The organism is Streptococcus halichoeri, from assembly GCF_009870755.1.
GTDB lineage: Bacteria > Bacillota > Bacilli > Lactobacillales > Streptococcaceae > Streptococcus > Streptococcus halichoeri.
On the sequence record NZ_WLZU01000001.1, the window covers coordinates 39,545 to 57,517 of the forward strand.

Annotated in this window: 18 protein-coding genes; 15 read left to right on the top strand and 3 right to left on the bottom strand. The window is 38.6% G+C overall.

The features are described from left to right. The first annotated feature begins 24 nt into the window (after nt 1-24). The 8 genes from yfmF (at nt 25) to GWD08_RS00215 (ending at nt 7,424) form a co-directional block, all read left to right on the top strand. Complete coding sequence (gene yfmF, locus GWD08_RS00180; RefSeq protein ID WP_159545470.1) at nt 25-1,269, top strand: EF-P 5-aminopentanol modification-associated protein YfmF; 1,245 nt, start codon at nt 25-27, stop codon at nt 1,267-1,269. A 1-nt stretch (nt 1,270) separates the two neighbouring features. Beyond that, nucleotides 1,271-2,554 (top strand): EF-P 5-aminopentanol modification-associated protein YfmH, encoded by a 1,284-nt coding sequence (gene yfmH / locus GWD08_RS00185; protein WP_159563860.1) that lies wholly within the window; start codon nt 1,271-1,273, stop codon nt 2,552-2,554. A 65-nt stretch (nt 2,555-2,619) separates the two neighbouring features. Next, on the top strand, nt 2,620-3,648 hold the full coding sequence (locus GWD08_RS00190) for a helix-turn-helix domain-containing protein (protein ID WP_159563861.1): 1,029 nt from the start codon (nt 2,620-2,622) through the stop codon (nt 3,646-3,648). A gap of 12 nt (nt 3,649-3,660) precedes the next feature. Further along, nucleotides 3,661-4,203 (top strand): CDP-diacylglycerol--glycerol-3-phosphate 3-phosphatidyltransferase, encoded by a 543-nt coding sequence (gene pgsA, locus GWD08_RS00195; protein WP_159545464.1) that lies wholly within the window; start codon nt 3,661-3,663, stop codon nt 4,201-4,203. Then, a complete protein-coding gene (locus GWD08_RS00200; protein WP_159545462.1) occupies nt 4,203-5,045 on the top strand; it encodes an energy-coupling factor ABC transporter ATP-binding protein in 843 nt (280 codons plus the stop codon). Before pgsA ends, GWD08_RS00200 begins: the two co-directional genes overlap by 1 nt. Then, nucleotides 5,021-5,863 carry an energy-coupling factor ABC transporter ATP-binding protein gene (locus tag GWD08_RS00205; RefSeq protein WP_159563862.1) on the top strand — a complete coding sequence of 281 codons (843 nt, stop codon included), beginning with the start codon at nt 5,021-5,023 and terminating at the stop codon, nt 5,861-5,863. The genes GWD08_RS00200 and GWD08_RS00205 overlap by 25 nt, the downstream gene beginning before the upstream one ends. Next, a complete protein-coding gene (locus tag GWD08_RS00210; RefSeq protein WP_159545458.1) occupies nt 5,856-6,662 on the top strand; it encodes an energy-coupling factor transporter transmembrane component T family protein in 807 nt (268 codons plus the stop codon). The genes GWD08_RS00205 and GWD08_RS00210 overlap by 8 nt, the downstream gene beginning before the upstream one ends. Nucleotides 6,663-6,779: 117 nt before the next feature. Next, the gene (locus tag GWD08_RS00215) at nt 6,780-7,424 is read left to right on the top strand and encodes a transglycosylase SLT domain-containing protein (protein ID WP_159545456.1); all 645 of its coding nucleotides are present in this window, start codon (nt 6,780-6,782) and stop codon (nt 7,422-7,424) included. Nucleotides 7,425-7,657: 233 nt separating this feature from the next. Here the strand turns inward: GWD08_RS00215 and GWD08_RS00220 are convergent, their stop codons facing one another. From GWD08_RS00220 to sdaAB, 3 genes are read right to left on the bottom strand one after another with little or no spacing between them, the layout of a single operon-like run. Next, complete coding sequence (locus GWD08_RS00220; protein ID WP_159548282.1) at nt 7,658-7,861, bottom strand: hypothetical protein; 204 nt, start codon at nt 7,859-7,861, stop codon at nt 7,658-7,660. A 25-nt stretch (nt 7,862-7,886) separates the two neighbouring features. Beyond that, on the bottom strand, nt 7,887-8,759 hold the full coding sequence (gene sdaAA / locus GWD08_RS00225) for an L-serine ammonia-lyase, iron-sulfur-dependent, subunit alpha (protein ID WP_159546086.1): 873 nt from the start codon (nt 8,757-8,759) through the stop codon (nt 7,887-7,889). An 11-nt stretch (nt 8,760-8,770) separates the two neighbouring features. Beyond that, the gene (sdaAB, locus tag GWD08_RS00230; RefSeq protein ID WP_159546084.1) at nt 8,771-9,442 is read right to left on the bottom strand and encodes an L-serine ammonia-lyase, iron-sulfur-dependent subunit beta; all 672 of its coding nucleotides are present in this window, start codon (nt 9,440-9,442) and stop codon (nt 8,771-8,773) included. A 248-nt stretch (nt 9,443-9,690) separates the two neighbouring features. Between sdaAB and mnmA the strand changes: the two genes are divergently transcribed. The 7 genes from mnmA to dnaB all read left to right on the top strand — a co-directional run bounded on the left by mnmA (nt 9,691) and on the right by dnaB (nt 17,964). Then, nucleotides 9,691-10,812 carry a tRNA 2-thiouridine(34) synthase MnmA gene (gene mnmA / locus GWD08_RS00235; protein WP_159548284.1) on the top strand — a complete coding sequence of 374 codons (1,122 nt, stop codon included), beginning with the start codon at nt 9,691-9,693 and terminating at the stop codon, nt 10,810-10,812. 41 nt (nt 10,813-10,853) lie between these two features. Then, a complete protein-coding gene (locus tag GWD08_RS00240; RefSeq protein ID WP_159546080.1) occupies nt 10,854-11,456 on the top strand; it encodes a MarC family protein in 603 nt (200 codons plus the stop codon). 207 nt (nt 11,457-11,663) lie between these two features. Then, nucleotides 11,664-12,113: an NUDIX hydrolase gene (locus GWD08_RS00245; protein WP_159563863.1), complete on the top strand. Its 450-nt coding sequence runs from the start codon at nt 11,664-11,666 to the stop codon at nt 12,111-12,113. A 51-nt stretch (nt 12,114-12,164) separates the two neighbouring features. Beyond that, a complete protein-coding gene (gene mnmG, locus GWD08_RS00250; RefSeq protein WP_159563864.1) occupies nt 12,165-14,066 on the top strand; it encodes a tRNA uridine-5-carboxymethylaminomethyl(34) synthesis enzyme MnmG in 1,902 nt (633 codons plus the stop codon). 83 nt (nt 14,067-14,149) lie between these two features. After that, nucleotides 14,150-16,123, top strand: coding sequence for a DHH family phosphoesterase (locus GWD08_RS00255; protein WP_159563913.1), 1,974 nt, complete (start codon nt 14,150-14,152; stop codon nt 16,121-16,123). Beyond that, complete coding sequence (gene rplI / locus GWD08_RS00260; protein WP_159546077.1) at nt 16,123-16,575, top strand: 50S ribosomal protein L9; 453 nt, start codon at nt 16,123-16,125, stop codon at nt 16,573-16,575. The genes GWD08_RS00255 and rplI overlap by 1 nt, the downstream gene beginning before the upstream one ends. Before the next feature lie 12 nt (nt 16,576-16,587). Continuing rightward, entirely contained in the window at nt 16,588-17,964 is a 1,377-nt protein-coding gene (gene dnaB, locus GWD08_RS00265) for a replicative DNA helicase (RefSeq protein WP_201448002.1), read from the top strand. The last annotated feature ends 9 nt before the right edge of the window (nt 17,965-17,973 follow it).

Here is a 17,973-nt window from a genome sequence, read left to right on the forward strand (position 1 = left end):
TACCGTTTGATGCAAGGAAATAATATGGAAATTGTTGAAGGTGTTAACCTACATCTGCTTAAAACCGATAAATTTAAGACTAATCATCTCACTATCCGGTTCTCTGGAGAATTGGCAGCAAAGTCTGTTGCTAAGCGTGCTTTAGTTGCTCAAATGTTGGAAACAGCAAATGAAGTATTTCCAACGGCAAAGCAGTTTCGCGCAGCTTTAGCTCATTTATATGGTGCAACCTTGTCAACAAGTGTCTCAAGTAAAGGTTTGACGCATATTGTTGATATTGATGTTATCTTTATTCGAGATGCTTTTACGTTACAAAGAGAGTCACTCTTAGAAGAAGTTATCACCTTTATTAAAGGCGTTCTCTTTTCTCCTTTATTAAAAGTTGCCCAATACCAACCAAAGGTCTTTGAGTTAGAAAAGAAGAATTTAATCTCTTATTTGCAGGCAGATAATGAAGATTCTTTCTATTATAGTCATTTAGCATTAAAAAAATTATTCTATCACCAGTTAGATTTACAGGTGTCTAATGAAGCAGATGCTGACTTAGTTGACAAGGAAACTGCCTTTACAGCCTACCAAGAATTTCATAAAATGATAATGGAAGATCAGATTGACATCTACTTGGTGGGTGAATTTGATGACTATAGAGTTGTCCAATTATTTCATACTTATCCATTTGAAGCTCGAAAGAAAAGTCTTCAATTCCAATATGAGCAGCCTTATCATAATGTTGTCCAAGAGGTTACTGAAAGTAAGCCAGCTAACCAGTCAGTTCTAGAAGTTGCTTACCATCACCCTGTTTCTTTTGCTGATGAAAATTATTATGCACTGATTGTGCTTAGTGGTTTATTAGGATCCTTTGCCCACTCCAAGTTATTTAGTCGGCTAAGAGAGCAAGAGGGCTTGGCTTATCACCTAGGGTGTCGTTTTGATAGTTTCACAGGCTTGTTTGAAATCTATGTAGGCATTTCTAAAGAGGATAAAACAAAGGCACTTCAGCTCATTATCAAAGAATTAAATGACATTAAGCTGGGACGTTTTTCTATTGATATGCTAAATAAGACTAAAAGAATGATTATCAATGAAGCCCTTCAAACAGATGACTATTATAAAAATTTAATTGATATTTCCTATATCAGAGATTATATTGACAAGGATTATGCTCTGTCAACATGGGTTAACAAGGTTGACAAGGTAAAAAAATTAGACTTAATTTTGCTGGCTAAACAAATGAGGCTACAAGCAATTTACTTTTTGAAAGGAATATAAAATGGTTAAGCTGACACAACGCCTTTTTCCAATAATAAATGAAGAAATAATTTCCGCTAAGTTGGCTAATGGTATGACAGTGCAGTTTATTCCTAAGAAGGCCTACTCAGAAAAGTTAGCGATACTGTCAGTCGCCTTTGGTTCGCTTGACAATATATTTACTTATTACCGAAAGAGACGGTCCTATCCTACAGGGATTGCGCATTTTTTGGAGCATAAGTTATTTGAAGATGAAGATGGAAAAGATTTTACACTAAAGTTTACAGAAATAGGTTCTGATGTCAATGCCTTTACAACTTTTGATAAGACAAGCTTTGTAATGTCAACGAGCGGAGATTTTTATCAAAGTTTACTACTCCTGTTAAAACTAGTTAATACTGCTCACTTCACCCAGGATTCAATAGATAGGGAAAAGAAAATAATTGCCCAGGAGATTGACATGTACCTTGACGATCCTGACTTCAGGCTTTACAGTGGAATGTTGGGAAATTTGTTTCCCAAAACCAGTTTAGCAGAAGATATTGCTGGTTCAAAAACGTCTATTGAAAAGATTAGTCCAGAATTCCTGCTGGAAAACTATCATTTGTTTTACAGGCCCTCTCAAATGAACATGATTATCATAGGTGACCTTAACCCATCTGAATTGTTTAGCCAATTAGAAAGTTTTGAACAGCAATTTGAGAAAAAAAGAAGAGCAACTATAACAAGAGAATCAATAACTTACCACCCAGTAATTACAACCAGCTCTATCAGTATGGAAGTTTCATTTCCCAAGCTAGCTATTGGCTACCGAGGAAAGCCGTTAGGAGACGACATTTCTCTTTTGACTTATAAACTTGCACTACGGTTATTATTAAATATGCTGTTTGGATGGACTTCTAAGACCTACCAGGCGTGGTACGAAGAAGGAAAAATTGATGATTCTTTTACTGTTGAAATAGAAGTTCAACAAGAATTTATTTTTTTAATGATTACTTTGGATTCTAATCAACCGATAGCTATGTCCAGTAATATCAGAAAAAAAATTAAGCATTATCAAAGAGCTGAGGATGTTAATGAGCAACATTTAGAGTTGGTTAAAAAGGAACTCTATGGAGATTTTATTCAAAGTTTAGATAATATTGAAGAGTTAGGTAGCCAATTTAATCTTTATTTCAGTGAGGATGAATCTTATTATGATTTGCCAAGTGTCCTGCAATCCTTAACGTTAAAGCATGTGATAGCAGCGGGTGAGCATTTTTTTAAAAATGCTGAAACTTCTGATTTTACTGTTTTTCCAAAGTAAAAGTAAATTTAATGTAGAAATTTGATATAATAGTAATAACGTAAAAATTTCATAGAGGTACCAGTATGAGAAATTATAGTTTAGGTGACTTACTACGCGAAACACGTGTTAGTAAACAAATTACTTTAGATGATCTTGAGAGGAAAACAGGCATTTCCTCTCACTATTTGTTGGCCATGGAATTAAACCAATTTAAAATTATTCCAACCAATGATATTGATTATTTTTTAAGAGTCTATGGTCAAGAAGTTGGTCTGGATTATGATTTGCTAAAGGCACGTTACATGCAGCAAACACGGATGAAAAAAGTGTCTGATCATCCCAGTGTGACGGAAATTGTAGAAGAAAAATTAAGCAAGCAACATGCTTATTCAGAGCCTGATTTACCACATTCTGATTTATCACATAGTAATTTTCAAAATGCGAAAAATACTTATAAAGTATCCTATTCCCATAAAAAACCTTATAAACCCTATAAAACGGCAAATGAACCAGAATTTCTTGCAGCTAAGCCTCACTCTCGCAAAAAATCTCATCACGAACGTTTGAGTCGTCAACAGGTCTTAGAAAAAAAATCCAAACCTTTTCTATCAGGTCTTTTACTAGGTTTATTAACTTTACTAGTCTTTAGTTTGGTCTTATTTGCTGTGTGGAAGCAATTTGGAAAATCACATGTTTCTCCTCAAGCTCAAAAAACAGTTCAAGAGACGGCAGATGACAGATATTTAAAGGATAATTCGACAGGTTTATCTTCTTCGAAAAATCATAAACCCAAATTAGTCCTTGTCCCACAAGAAGATAATCTAGGTGTGACGGTAAAAGGTGCAAAAGAGCAACCTGAAATCACAGTTACGCTTAAAGAAGGTGATAGTAGTTGGATTTCCTTGACATCATCTGATATTGCTGAAACCGGAATGACCTTAACCAAAGAGACACCGTCTTATAGTGCGGTTCTTCCAGCGCAAACCAAACAATCTATTCTCACCTTAGGAATTACTCAAGGAATGGAAGTCACCGTTGATGGTCAAGTAGTTGATTTATCTGGTCTAGCAAATACTGCAACCAATTATATTACGTTCACTTTTGAAGATTAAAAAGGACAAATTATGACAAAAAAAGAAAATCTGCCAAATGTATTGACCATTTTGCGAATCCTGCTGATTCCCTTCTTTTTGCTGATAACGTCATTGACGCATGCAGTTGGTTGGCATGTATTTGCGGCTATTCTTTTTGCAGTTGCCAGCATAACAGATTACCTAGATGGATACCTGGCTCGCAAGTGGCAAGTGGTTAGTAACTTTGGTAAATTTGCGGATCCTCTTGCTGATAAAATGCTTGTTATGAGTGCTTTTATCATGTTAGTTGGATTAGGATTAGCTCCTGCCTGGATTGCAGCTATCATTGTCTGTCGAGAGTTAGCGGTGACTGGTCTGCGCCTCCTCCTTGTGGAAACTGGTGGAACGGTGCTTGCGGCAGCTATGCCCGGAAAGATTAAAACAGCCACGCAGATGCTTTCTATTATCTTTTTACTATGTCATCTCACTCTTGTAGGAACGATTCTCTTATATATTGCATTATTCTTTACTATATATTCAGGCTATGACTACTTTAAGGGTGCTCGTTTCTTATTTAAGGATACGTTCAAATAATGGTTGCAACAATGATTGAAGTGGAAAATGTCTTTTTTAAATACCATAAAGAGCAGTCAGATTATACTCTCAAGGATGTTTCGTTTCACGTGGAACAAGGTGAATGGCTATCTATTATTGGTCACAATGGTTCTGGCAAATCCACAACTGTGCGTTTATTAAATGGTCTCTTGGAAGCTGAATCCGGTCGGATTTTTATTGACGGTGAACAGCTAACTGCAGATAATGTGTGGACTATCCGACAAAAAATAGGCATGGTTTTTCAAAATCCAGATAATCAATTTGTTGGTGCGACAGTAGAAGATGATGTTGCCTTTGGTTTAGAAAATAAAGGGATCCCTCATCAAGAAATGGTTGAACGGGTTCAAGAGTCCTTGCGGTTGGTTGGAATGACTCATTTTTCTTCTCGTGAGCCGGCGCGACTGTCTGGAGGGCAAAAACAACGTGTTGCCATTGCTGGGGCAGTTGCTTTGCGCCCAAAGATTATTATCTTAGATGAGGCCACGAGTATGCTTGATCCAAAAGGGCGTTTAGACCTGATTCAGACCATTCAAGCGATTCGTAAGGATTATGGTTTGACAGTTATTTCGATTACTCATGATTTAGATGAAGTTGCGTTAAGTGACCGTGTTCTTGTTATGCAGAAAGGTCAAATTGAATCAAGTTCGACCCCTGCCCAGTTGTTTGAACGAGGTAATGAACTTATTGAGCTTGGCTTGGATGTTCCTTTTACTAATGCAGTAGTAAACATGCTGCAAGCTGAAGGTTATCCTATCAGTGGTCACTACCTTACAGAAGAGGAATTAGAAAATCAATTATGGCAATTCATTTCCAAAATGTAGACTATACTTATCAAGCTGGTACACCTTTTGAAGGGCGTGCCCTTTTTGACATTTCTCTGGATATTCAAGACGGTTCCTATACTGCTTTCATTGGCCATACAGGATCTGGTAAGTCAACGATTATGCAGTTGTTGAATGGTTTACTGGTCCCGTCCACTGGAGAGATTAGGGTTGATGATCAAGTCATTACATCTAAAACAAAACACAAATCTATCAGAGCCATCCGTAAAAAAGTTGGTCTAGTTTTTCAATTTCCTGAAAGCCAATTATTTGAAGAAACCGTTTTAAAGGATGTAGCATTTGGACCACAAAATTTTGGTATTGCGCAAGAAGAAGCTGAGCAGATTGCCCGTGAAAAATTAGCTATTGTGGGGATTACAGAGGATTTATTTACTAAAAATCCCTTTGAGTTATCTGGTGGTCAGATGCGCCGTGTGGCAATTGCTGGAATTCTTGCGATGCAGCCTTCAGTATTGGTACTTGATGAGCCAACAGCTGGACTTGATCCAAAGGGACGTCTAGAGCTCATGACCTTATTTAAAAAATTGCATCAAGCTGGTTTGACTATCGTTTTAGTAACGCATTTAATGGATGATGTAGCTAATTATGCTGATTTTGTCTACGTATTAGAAACAGGACGCATCATCTTATCTGGAACACCAAAACAGGTTTTTCAACATGTTGCCTTTTTAGAAGCAAAACAGTTAGGGGTTCCTAAAGTGACTAAGTTTGCAGAAGGTTTGGTTAAAAGGGGATGGCAACTAGAACAGTTACCTGTTACCTTAGAAGAATTGAGAGAGGAAATGCAACATGGATAAATTAATTCTAGGAAGATATATTCCTGGAGATTCGATTATTCATCGCTTAGATCCAAGAAGTAAATTATTAGCTATGATTGTCTATATTATAATCATTTTTTGGGCTAATAACTTAATCACCAATATTATTATGCTTGTGTTTACACTTCTTGTGGTCTTCCTTTCTAGGGTAAGCCTGTCTTTCTTTTTGAAAGGTTTAAAACCGATGATTGGAATTATTCTTTTTACAACCTTGTTTCAAATGTTTTTTGCTACTGGGGGGCACACTTACTTTCATTGGGGAATTCTAAATATCACCTCAAATGGATTTAATCAGGCGGCATTGATTTTTACGCGTTTTGTTTTAATTATCTTTTTTTCGACTCTATTAACCTTAACCACTACACCTTTGAGTTTATCAGATGCTGTAGAGTCGCTCTTGAAACCTTTAGCAGTGATTAAAATTCCGGCACATGAAATTGGGCTGATGCTGTCTCTTAGTTTACGATTTGTGCCTACATTAATGGATGATACTACTCGTATTATGAATGCACAAAGAGCAAGAGGCGTTGACTTTGGAGAAGGCAGTCTCTTTCAAAAGGTTAAATCCATTATTCCGATTTTAATTCCCTTGTTTGCTTCGAGTTTTAAGCGTGCTGATGCTTTAGCAATTGCAATGGAAGCACGTGGTTATCAGGGGGGAGAAGGCCGAAGTAAGTATCGTCTATTACAATGGCATTTTCAAGATAGCTTAGCCATTGTCGGGATGGTAATACTAGGTATAGTGTTATTTTGCTTAAAATCACCTTCAAACAACTAGATATAGTGTCTTTATTATTATAATTACATCTCTTTGTAACATTTTTAATATATTCTCTACCGCGTAGTAATAATCATAGGTTATGATGGACACTGGAGAAAAAAGAGGTATTATTTTATGTTTAAGAAAGAAATGTTTAAAAAACGCTATATTAGTTTTGGAGTTGCTGCAATTGCAGTGAGCATACTTGCTATCTTATTTACATTTTCCAGTAAAAGTGTAAACACTGACTCTTTATCTCATGCTAAAGCAGTCAAAAGTACAAAAACAAAGCAGTCTTCTGCTAATAAAAAAACGCAAGCAAGTCAAAAAGCTGTGCCCAAAGAGCCTGCAAAAGTAAAAACAGAGGCGAAGCCAGCTGCACCAGCGGCAACTCAAGCTGCCGCTGCAGAAGCACAAGATACTCAAGCCCCATTACAAGAAGTAGCTGCTGTTCAAACAACAGCTGACCAACCACAAGCACAGGCTTATACTGTTGCTCAAACAAGCCATATTGTCAGTGCTTCTAATGGGAATACTGCAGGAGCTGTGGGTCGACAAGCAGCAGCTCAGATGGCTTCTGCGACAGGAGTTTCACAAGCAACCTGGGAAGCCATCATTGCCCGTGAGTCTAATGGTAACCCCAATGTAGCTAATGCTTCAGGGGCATCAGGACTTTTCCAAACAATGCCAGGCTGGGGGTCAACTGCAACTGTTCAAGATCAAGTAAATTCAGCTATTAGGGCCTATAATGCTCAAGGTCTAGCAGCTTGGGGTTATTAAAACTGTCATCTGAAGGTGCCATATCATAATGGAGAACTTGTGTCATGGCTTTATATAGAGATTGGGCTTGACATAGGCTTATTAGGTTACTTGTAAGAGGTGGCTTATACACTCTATCTAAGTGTTCCCTGTCTAGTGTCTTCATAAGTAAGGCAATCAGAGCATTTTAATAAAACGTTGATTCTTAGGTTATAAAATAGTGGAGTAAAGCATGATGAGAAAATTCATCTGCTCTACTCCACTTTTTGTATGCGTCTAGATTTAATATAACTAATCATCTTATAAGAGAAAATAAGATGATCGGTTACAGGTAAAGGGGTGTCATTAATGGTTGCTAAAGTGGCTAAATCAGGGCTAGGTATTTGTGATTGTTGAAAAGCATTTTTCATACCTTCGCCTTTACTTGAGTGAGCTAGAGTTCCATCTAAGTCAAACAATGCATGTGCCTCTTATCCTTCTTCTCTACTCTCCGAAGATTTGGGCTTGTAGTTTTCGTCCTGTTGGCGTTGCAGCAAGGCCACCTTCTGCAGTTTCTCTAAAGGCAGATGGCAAAGCAGAGCCAACTTGATACATAGCGTCAACCACTTCATCTACTGGAATTTGAGAACGGATACCAGCTAAGGCCATATCAGCTGCTACAATAGCAAAGCTTGCTCCTAGAGCATTACGCTTTACACATGGTACTTCAACAAGTCCCGCTACAGGATCACAAATTAATCCCAACATATTTTTGATAACAAAGGCAATCGCCTGACTGGCTTGAAAGGCTGTTCCACCAGCTGCCATAACGAGCGCAGCTGCACACATAGCTGATGCTGAGCCCACTTCAGCTTGACAGCCACCTTCTGCTCCAGAAATGGAAGCATTATTACCAATAACAAGGCCAAAGGCACCAGCAGTAAACAAGAATTCTAACTGCTTTTCTTCTGAAAGATTGAGCTTTTCGATTGCCATAGATAAGACAGCTGGTAAACAACCAGCACTGCCTGCTGTTGGTGTCGCACAGACAAGCCCCATTTTAGCATTGAGTTCATTAACAGCCATTGCATTGCGTACAGCAGAAAGCACTGTATAATCGGCCAAGGTTGATTTAGTTGCCATGTATTTGTCCATCAAAAGAGCATCGCCACCTGTTAAGCCACTAATTGACTTACTAGGTGTTAAACCATCAACCACTGCTTCTCTCATAACTTCAAGATTACGAGACATAATAGAAATGATTTCTTCTTTGCTACGTCCCGTTGACTCTATTTCAGTTGCAATCATTAATTCAGCGACATTACCGTTGTAATTGTCGTCGGCTTGTTGAACAAGTTCTTTAATCGTGTAAAACATGGCGAGCCTTTCTATCCGAAGAAATTGACATTGTGAAGGTTGGGAATTTTAGCAATTTGCTTGACAGCTTCTTGACAATCACGACTGTCAACTTCGATAATCATAATTGCTTTTTGCCCAGCAGATTCGCGCGTGACATTCATTTGTGCCACATTGATATTATGCTCAGAAAGAATTTCAGTTACCTGAGCTATCATACCAGGAATATCTTGGTGAACAGTAATGATAGTAGGGGTGTTCATTGATAAAGAGACAGGGAAACCATTTAGTTCAGTAACGTTAATATTACCTCCACCAATTGAGATTCCAGTGATACTCATGCTCTTATCCCCTTTTTTGACAGAAATCTTGACAGTATTTGGATGGGGAGCGTTGCTTTCTTTCATGACATTCCAATAGATTTTGATGCCTTTTTTGGAAGCAATTTCAAGAGAGTTTTTAATATCGGGATTATCAGTATCCATTCCCATGATACCGGCAACTAGTGCTTTATCAGTCCCATGTCCACGGTAGGTTTTAGCAAAGGAGTTATATAAGTGGAAAGTTACTTCTTCAGGGATTTCTCCGAAGATTGAGTTGACAACTTTGCCAATTCTTACAGCGCCAGCTGTATGACTACTGGAAGGTCCGATCATTACTGGGCCAATAATATCGAAAACGGATTGAAATTTTTGTGTTTTCATAAGCAACTCCATCTTTTTTTATCTACCTTTATTATAACAGAAAAGATTAAAAATAGTGTGATTTAAAATAAAAAATTATTCTTATAATAAAAAATTATTCTTATCGCGATATTATTGGCTTTCCTTCTATATAATTGTTATAATATAGACTGCGCTGAAAGGGCGCATCAAAATCGACCTTCAAATCGACTTTTGATTAACGACGACCTTCAAATCGTTCGTTATAACGAAAAGATGGGAGACTAATTATGGCAGATAATGCAAATACTCGTGTTGTTGTTGGCATGAGTGGAGGTGTTGACTCCTCCGTTACCGCCTTGCTATTAAAAGAACAAGGCTATGATGTTGTCGGTGTATTTATGAAAAACTGGGACGATACTGATGAATTTGGTGTCTGCACCGCGACGGAAGATTACAAGGATGTGGCTGCGGTAGCAGATCAAATCGGTATTCCCTATTACTCCGTAAATTTTGAAAAAGAGTACTGGGACCGAGTTTTTGAATATTTTTTGGCAGAATACCGCGCTGGACGAACGCCAAATCCCGATGTGATGTGCAATAAAGAAATTAAATTTAAGGCTTTCTTAGACTATGCATTGACTTTGGGTGCCGATTATGTGGCTACTGGTCACTATGCACAAGCTGTACGTGATTCTGATGGAACGGTGCACATGCTTCGGGGAGCTGATAATGGAAAAGATCAGACTTATTTTTTAAGTCAGTTATCACAAGAACAGTTGCAAAAAACACTCTTTCCACTGGGGCATTTGCAAAAACCAGAGGTACGTAAAATTGCTGAAGCAGCTGGATTAGCAACTGCTAAAAAGAAAGATTCTACAGGGATTTGTTTTATTGGTGAAAAGAATTTTAAAGAATTTCTTGGTCAATATCTACCTGCTCAGCCTGGACGCATGCTTACAGTTGATGGACGTGATATGGGGCAGCATGCTGGGCTGATGTATTATACAATTGGTCAGCGAGGTGGGCTTGGTATTGGTGGTCAACACGGCGGTGATAATCAACCTTGGTTTGTGGTTGGCAAAGATCTTAGTCAAAACATTTTATATGTTGGGCAAGGATTTTATCATGAGTCATTGATGTCAACTAGCTTGGATGCCTCTACTGTTCACTTTACACGGGAGATGCCTGAAGAATTTACCATGACCTGTACAGCCAAGTTTCGTTACCGTCAACCTGATTCAAAGGTAACGGTTCATGTCAAGGGTGACCAGGCCGAGGTTGTCTTTGATGAAAAGCAGCGAGCTATTACACCTGGACAGGCGGTGGTGTTTTATGATGGAGAAGAATGCCTTGGCGGTGGATTGATTGACATGGCTTATCAAGATGGGCAAGCCTGTCAGTATATTTAAATCTTTCTGGGCAATCAGACTAAGAATAAGAGGAAGGTTGAATGTTGTCGAAATTTTTCCTAGCCTTTATGGCGTTTTTTGCCATTATGAATCCTATTTCTAATTTACCTGCTTTTATGGCTTTGGTGGCTGATGATGATCAGAATATTTCACGTAAAATTGCTGGTAAAGGAGTGTTGACAGCCTTCATTATTGTCGTATTTTTTATTTTGACAGGTCACTTTATTTTTACCATTTTCGGGATTACTTTGGGTGCTTTAAAAATTTCGGGCGGTATCTTAGTTGCTGCTATTGGCTATAAAATGATTAATGGTGTGCATTCACCTACTAATAAACACTTAGAAGAAAGCAGGCAAGATCCCATGGATGTTGCGATTTCACCTTTAGCCATGCCACTACTAGCAGGGCCTGGCACTATTGCTACTGCAATTAGTTTAGTAGGAAATGATACTTCAACCAAGCTTATTACTATTTTAGCTTTTGCTCTCCTATGTCTGATGATGTACATGATCCTCCTTAGTGCAAAGAAAATAACACAGCTACTGGGTTCTAATGCCATGAATGTCATGACACGAATGATGGGCTTAATATTGATGACAATCGGAATTGAAATGTTAATGACTGGAATTAAGATGACCTTATGACACAGTTGCCACTATCTTTACACCGTTGTCAAATAAGTTGACGCCATCTTTACACTGTGATTCTTGACATCTTTCCAGCTTTTGGTAAAATAGATAGCAACAATATTAGTGATGGTCAAAGCTCATGAAAATTGTAGGTTTTTTGTCCTGCAATCTTCTCGGGTTTTGGCTCTTTTTATGGTTTGGTCTGTGTAGCGAGGAAACAAAATGAAACAAGATTTTAGAACAACTCAGGGCAAAACAACTTTCAGTTTAAGAGCTAGTGCTTTGATTGTTAGAGATGATAAGATTTTTTTAACCAGAGATGCAACTGGCAAATATTACACGATTGGTGGTGCAAGCCTAGTGGGTGAAAAAACACGCGAGACTGTTTTACGTGAAACGTTGGAAGAAATTAACATTCCAGTTGAGGTAGGTCAACTTGCTTTTATTGTTGAAAATCGGTTTTATATCAACGATGTTTTTTGGCATAATATTGAATTTCATTATTTCGTACGACCTTTAGAAGAACCTAAACTCAAGATGATGGAGAATGCCACGCAACAGGTTTGTGAATGGATTCCAATTAATCGGCTAGATCAGATTAAGCTAGTTCCTGAATTTTTACAAACTGAGCTGGCTAAATGGTCAGGTCATATTGTTCACATTGAAGACTAAACTAAAGAAGATTACTTTAATTAATAGACTTAAATAAAGGATTTGAAAAAAATGACACATGAATTTACAGAAAGCTATGACGTTATTGTCATCGGGGCAGGTCACGCTGGGGTTGAAGCGAGCTTAGCGGCTAGCCGTATGGGGTGTAAAACCTTATTAGCAACAATCAACCTTGATATGCTGGCCTTTATGCCGTGTAATCCTTCAATTGGAGGTTCTGCCAAAGGGATAGTGGTGCGAGAGATTGATGCTCTTGGTGGTGAAATGGGTAAGAACATTGATAAGACCTATATCCAGATGAAAATGCTCAATACGGGTAAGGGGCCAGCTGTTCGGGCCCTACGTGCGCAGGCTGATAAGGCTTTGTATGCACGGGAGATGAAGCATACGGTTGAAAAGCAGGACAACTTAACCCTAAGACAGGCTATGATTGATGATATTTTGGTTGAAGACGGTCGGGTTATTGGAGTCTTAACAGCAACGGGACAAAAATTTGCGGCTAAGGCTGTGATAGTGACAACAGGAACAGCCCTGCGTGGGGAGATTATTTTAGGAGAGCTTAAATATTCTTCTGGGCCTAATAACAGTTTGGCATCAGTAACCTTGGCTGATAATTTGAAAAAACTTGGCTTAGAAATTGGACGGTTTAAAACCGGAACTCCCCCTCGTGTGAAAGCCTCAACAATTAATTATGATGAAACTGAGATTCAACCAGGTGATTCAAAACCTAACCATTTTTCTTTCTTATCCAAAGATGAGGATTACCTAAAAGACCAGGTGCCTTGCTGGCTAACCTACACGAATCAAACTAGTCACGATATTATTAATAAAAATCTTTACCGTGCACCAATGTTCTCAGGGATTGTCAAAGGCGTTGGTCCACGTTACTGTCCATCTATTGAAGATAAGATTGTGCGGTTTGCTGATAAACCAAGGCATCAGCTATTTTTGGAACCTGAGGGCTGGGACACGGAGGAAGTTTATGTGCAAGGCTTGTCAACTAGCCTTCCAGAGGATGTCCAAAAAGAATTAATTCATTCCATCAAAGGCTTGGAAAAAGCAGAAATGATGCGAACAGGCTATGCCATCGAATATGATATTGTCTTGCCACATCAATTGCGAGCAACTCTTGAAACCAAAGTTATTGCTGGGCTATTTACCGCAGGTCAAACAAATGGCACTTCTGGTTATGAAGAAGCAGCCGGTCAAGGATTAATTGCGGGAATTAATGCTGCGCTAAAGGTCCAAGGTAAACCAGAGCTTATTCTCAAGCGAAGTGATGCTTATATTGGAGTGATGATTGATGATTTGGTGACAAAAGGGACATTGGAACCCTACCGTCTTTTGACGTCCCGCGCTGAGTACCGTCTGATTTTACGGCATGACAATGCAGACATGCGCTTGACAGAAATTGGACGTCAGGTTGGACTAGTGGATGATGTGCGCTACCAGCAGTTCAATATTAAAAAATATCAGTTTACTAATGAACTAAAGCGCCTAGAGAGTATCAAATTAAAACCAATTAAGGAAACCAATGAGAAGGTGCAGGCTCTAGGCTTTAAGCCACTAACAGATGCTATGACAGCCAAAGAATTCATGCGCCGTCCGGGTGTCAATTATGAGACAGTGGTTTCTTTTATTGGTCCAGCAGCTGAAGAACTAAGTCCTAGAATCATTGAATTACTGGAAACAGAAATCAAATATGAAGGCTATATCAATAAGGCACTTGACCAGGTAGCTAAGATGAAGCGCATGGAGGAAAAACGTATTCCAAAAACTATTGACTGGGATGCCATTGATTCGATTGCTACTGAAGCTCGGCAAAAGTTCAAAAAAATTAATCCTGAAACAATTGGCCAAGCCAGCCGTATTTCTGGGGTTAATCCTGCTGATATTTCTATATTAATGGTTTATATTGAAGGTAACGGAAAGGCTCGCCGCAAAATCGATTAATCACTTAATCCAGATAATCACAAGGAACAGTTCTGTATCTCAGGGCTGTTTTATGGTATAATATGGGCTTAAGAGGATATATGATGAAAAAATTTCGGTTTAGGACAATCCATCTTGTCATGATGGGCTTAATCTTATTTGGCTTATTGGCATTGAGCGTTCGTTTGCTTGAATCCAAAGAGCTTATTATATCAGCCATTTTTCTCGTTTTGCTTTTTGTAGTGGCTCTATTGTGGTATCAAAAAGAAGTCTATGAATTGGAAAATCTCGGTCATATTGAAGTGCTCAATGAGCAAACAGAAAATAATCTTAAGGCCTTGTTAGAAAAAATGCCTGTTGGAATCGTGCAATTTGACCAAGAAACGAATACTGTTGAATGGTATAATCCCTATACAGAGCTGATTTTTACTACAGAAGATGGTTTCCTAGATGATGCAGGCATTCAGCAAATTCTTGCTGAAAAGCGTAAGGGTGATATTTCTCAGACCTTTGAAGTTTCAGGAAATCGCTATACTTCGTATGTTGATGAGTCTGCGGGCATGTTCTACTTTTTTGATTGTAGTCATGGCAGTCGTCAAAGCTCAGATGCTAATATGCTACGTCCGGTTATTGGGATTATCTCTATTGATAATTACGATGACATTACTGATAATCTACCTGATACAGAAGTCTCAAAAATCAATAGCTTTGTCGCTAGCTTTATTGCCGAATTCATGGAAAGTCGCCATATTTTTTATCGCCGTGTCAACATGGATCGGTTTTACTTCTTTACAGATTATGCGAATTTATCTGAACTCATGGAAAATAAATTTGCCATCCTTGAGGTTTTTCGAAAAGAGGCTCAGGAAGAAAAGCTGCGCTTAACCTTGAGTATGGGGATTTCATATGGTGATGACAACCATGACCAAATCGGTCAGGTCGCCCTAGAAAATTTGAATATCGCCTTAGTCCGTGGGGGTGATCAGATTGTTATCCGAGAAAATGACGATACTAAAAATCCGATTTATTTTGGTGGGGGATCAGTATCAACTGTTAAACGTTCAAGAACAAGGACGCGCGCGATGATGACGGCCATAGCTGATAAAATAAAGACTGTAGACAATGTTTTTATTGTTGGTCACCGTAAGTTAGATATGGATGCCTTAGGGGCATCGGTAGGAATGCAGTTTTTTGCTCATAATATTATTGAAAATAGCTATGCTGTATACAATCCTGATGAACTAGGTTCTGACATTGAACGGGCGATAGAGCGTTTGCAGGCCGATGGTAAGACACGCTTGATTAGCTTGGCTCAAGCAACGCGCCTGGTTACTTCACGTTCACTACTGATTATGGTTGACCACTCAAAAGTCTCTTTGACCTTATCTCAAGCCTTTTTTGACCTATTTAAAGATGTTATTGTCATTGATCACCACAGGCGTGATGATGATTTTCCAGAAAATGCGATTCTCACTTTTATCGAAAGTGGTGCTAGTAGCGCAGCTGAATTGGTAACCGAACTGATTCAGTTTCAAAATGCGAAGGCACGCCTTAGTAAAGTCCAAGCCAGTATTTTGATGGCAGGGATCATGTTAGATACGAAAAACTTTACAACGCGGGTTACGAGTCGTACCTTTGATGTCGCTAGCTATCTGCGAAATCGAGGAAGTGATAGTGTAGAAATCCAACAAATTTCTGCGACAGATTTTACAGAATATAAGCAAATTAACGAGATTATTTTGAGAGGGGAAAAGTATCATGAATCAATCATGGTCGCAACTGGTAATCCAGAAACCTTTTATAATAATGTCTTTGCTAGTAAGGCTGCTGACACCATGTTGCAAATGGCAGGTATTGAGGCAAGCTTTGCAATGGTTAAAACTAGCCCAAACCGAATTATTGTATCAGCACGTAGCAGAAGTAAAATTAACGTGCAAAGGATTATGGAGCGAATGGGAGGCGGAGGCCATTTCAATTTAGCCGCTTGCCAAATGGAAGACATTTCCTATGATGATGCCAAGCAATTACTTATTGACACTATTGATACTACAATGAAAGAAACTAAAGAGGTGGAATAATGAAAGTTATTTTCTTACAAGATGTAAAAGGTAAAGGTAAAAAAGGAGAAATTAAGGAAGTTCCTAATGGCTATGCTCAAAATTTTCTATTGAAAAAGCAGTTAGCAAAGGAAGCAACTAGCCAAACAATTGGTGAATTAAAGGGTAAGCAAAAGGCAGAAGTTAAAGCACAAGCTGAAATTCTAGCAGAAGCTAAAGCACTTAAAGAAAAGTTAGCTGATGAAAAAACAGTTGTTTTATTTACTGAGAAGGTTGGACCGGATGGTCGCACCTTTGGTTCGATTACAGCTAAAAAGATTTCAGAAGAGCTGTTAAAACAATATGGCTTAAAAGTGGATAAACGCCACATTGAATTAGACCATCCCATTCGAGCAATTGGTCTAATTGAAGTTCCTGTTAAATTGCATAAAGAAGTCCTTGCTGAAATCAAATTAAATATTAAAGAAGCTTAAATGTGTTAAGATGTGGAGGTGCTGAGGTTGCCTGAAGTTTCAGAACTACGCGTTCAACCCCAAGATTTATTAGCAGAGCAATCTGTTTTAGGTTCAATCTTTATTTCTCCTGATAAATTGATAACGGTTAGAGAATTTATTAGCCCAGATGATTTTTACAAATATGCACATAAAGTCATTTTTCGGGCAATGATTACTCTCAGTGATCGTAATGATGCTATTGATGCTACCACTGTTCGAACCATTCTTGATGATCAAGGTGATTTACAAAATATTGGTGGCTTATCCTACATTGTTGAACTTGTCAATAGTGTGCCAACAAGTGCAAATGCAGAATACTATGCTAAGATTGTAGCTGAAAAGGCTATGCTGCGTGATATTATTGCCAGGTTGACAGAGACTGTCAACCAAGCTTTTGAAGGTGCAACCGCCTCAGATGAGATAATTGCTGGTGCTGAAAAAGCATTGGTAGAAATTAATGAGCATAGCAATCGGAGTGGTTTTCGAAAGATAGCAGATGTTTTAAAAATCAATTATGAAAATCTGGAACTGCGCTCTAAGCAAACCTCAGATGTGACAGGTTTACCAACTGGCTTTCGAGATTTGGATAAGATTACAACAGGTTTACACCCTGATCAATTGATTATTCTTGCAGCAAGACCAGCTGTCGGGAAAACAGCTTTTGTATTGAATATTGCCCAAAACGTTGGAACAAAGCAAAAAAAAGCAGTCGCCATTTTTTCTTTGGAGATGGGTGCAGAAAGTTTGGTTGATCGGATGCTTGCAGCTGAGGGCTTGGTGGACTCACACAGCCTAAGAACAGGTCAATTAACCGATCAGGATTGGACTAATGTCACCATAGCGCAAGGAGCCCTTGCAGAAGCTCCAATCTATATTGATGATACTCCTGGGATTAAAATTACTGAGATTCGAGCTAGAGCACGTAAATTGGCGCAGGAAGTTGAAGAAGGCTTAGGCTTAATTGTTATTGACTACTTACAGTTAATCACCGGGACTAGACCTGAAAATCGTCAACAAGAAGTGTCAGATATTTCACGTCAACTAAAAATTCTAGCTAAGGAACTAAAAGTTCCAGTGATTGCCCTTAGTCAGTTGTCACGTGGAGTTGAGCAGCGCCAGGATAAGCGTCCAGTTTTATCAGATATTCGGGAATCTGGTTCGATTGAGCAAGATGCGGACATTGTAGCCTTCTTATACCGTGATGATTACTATCGTAAAGAAGGAGAAGACTCTGACGATGCGATGGAAGATAACACTATTGAAGTGATACTTGAGAAAAACCGTTCTGGTGCACGTGGGACAGTCAAATTGATGTTCCAAAAAGAATACAATAAATTTTCAAGTATAGCCCAATTTGAGGAAAGATAAAGGAGAAAA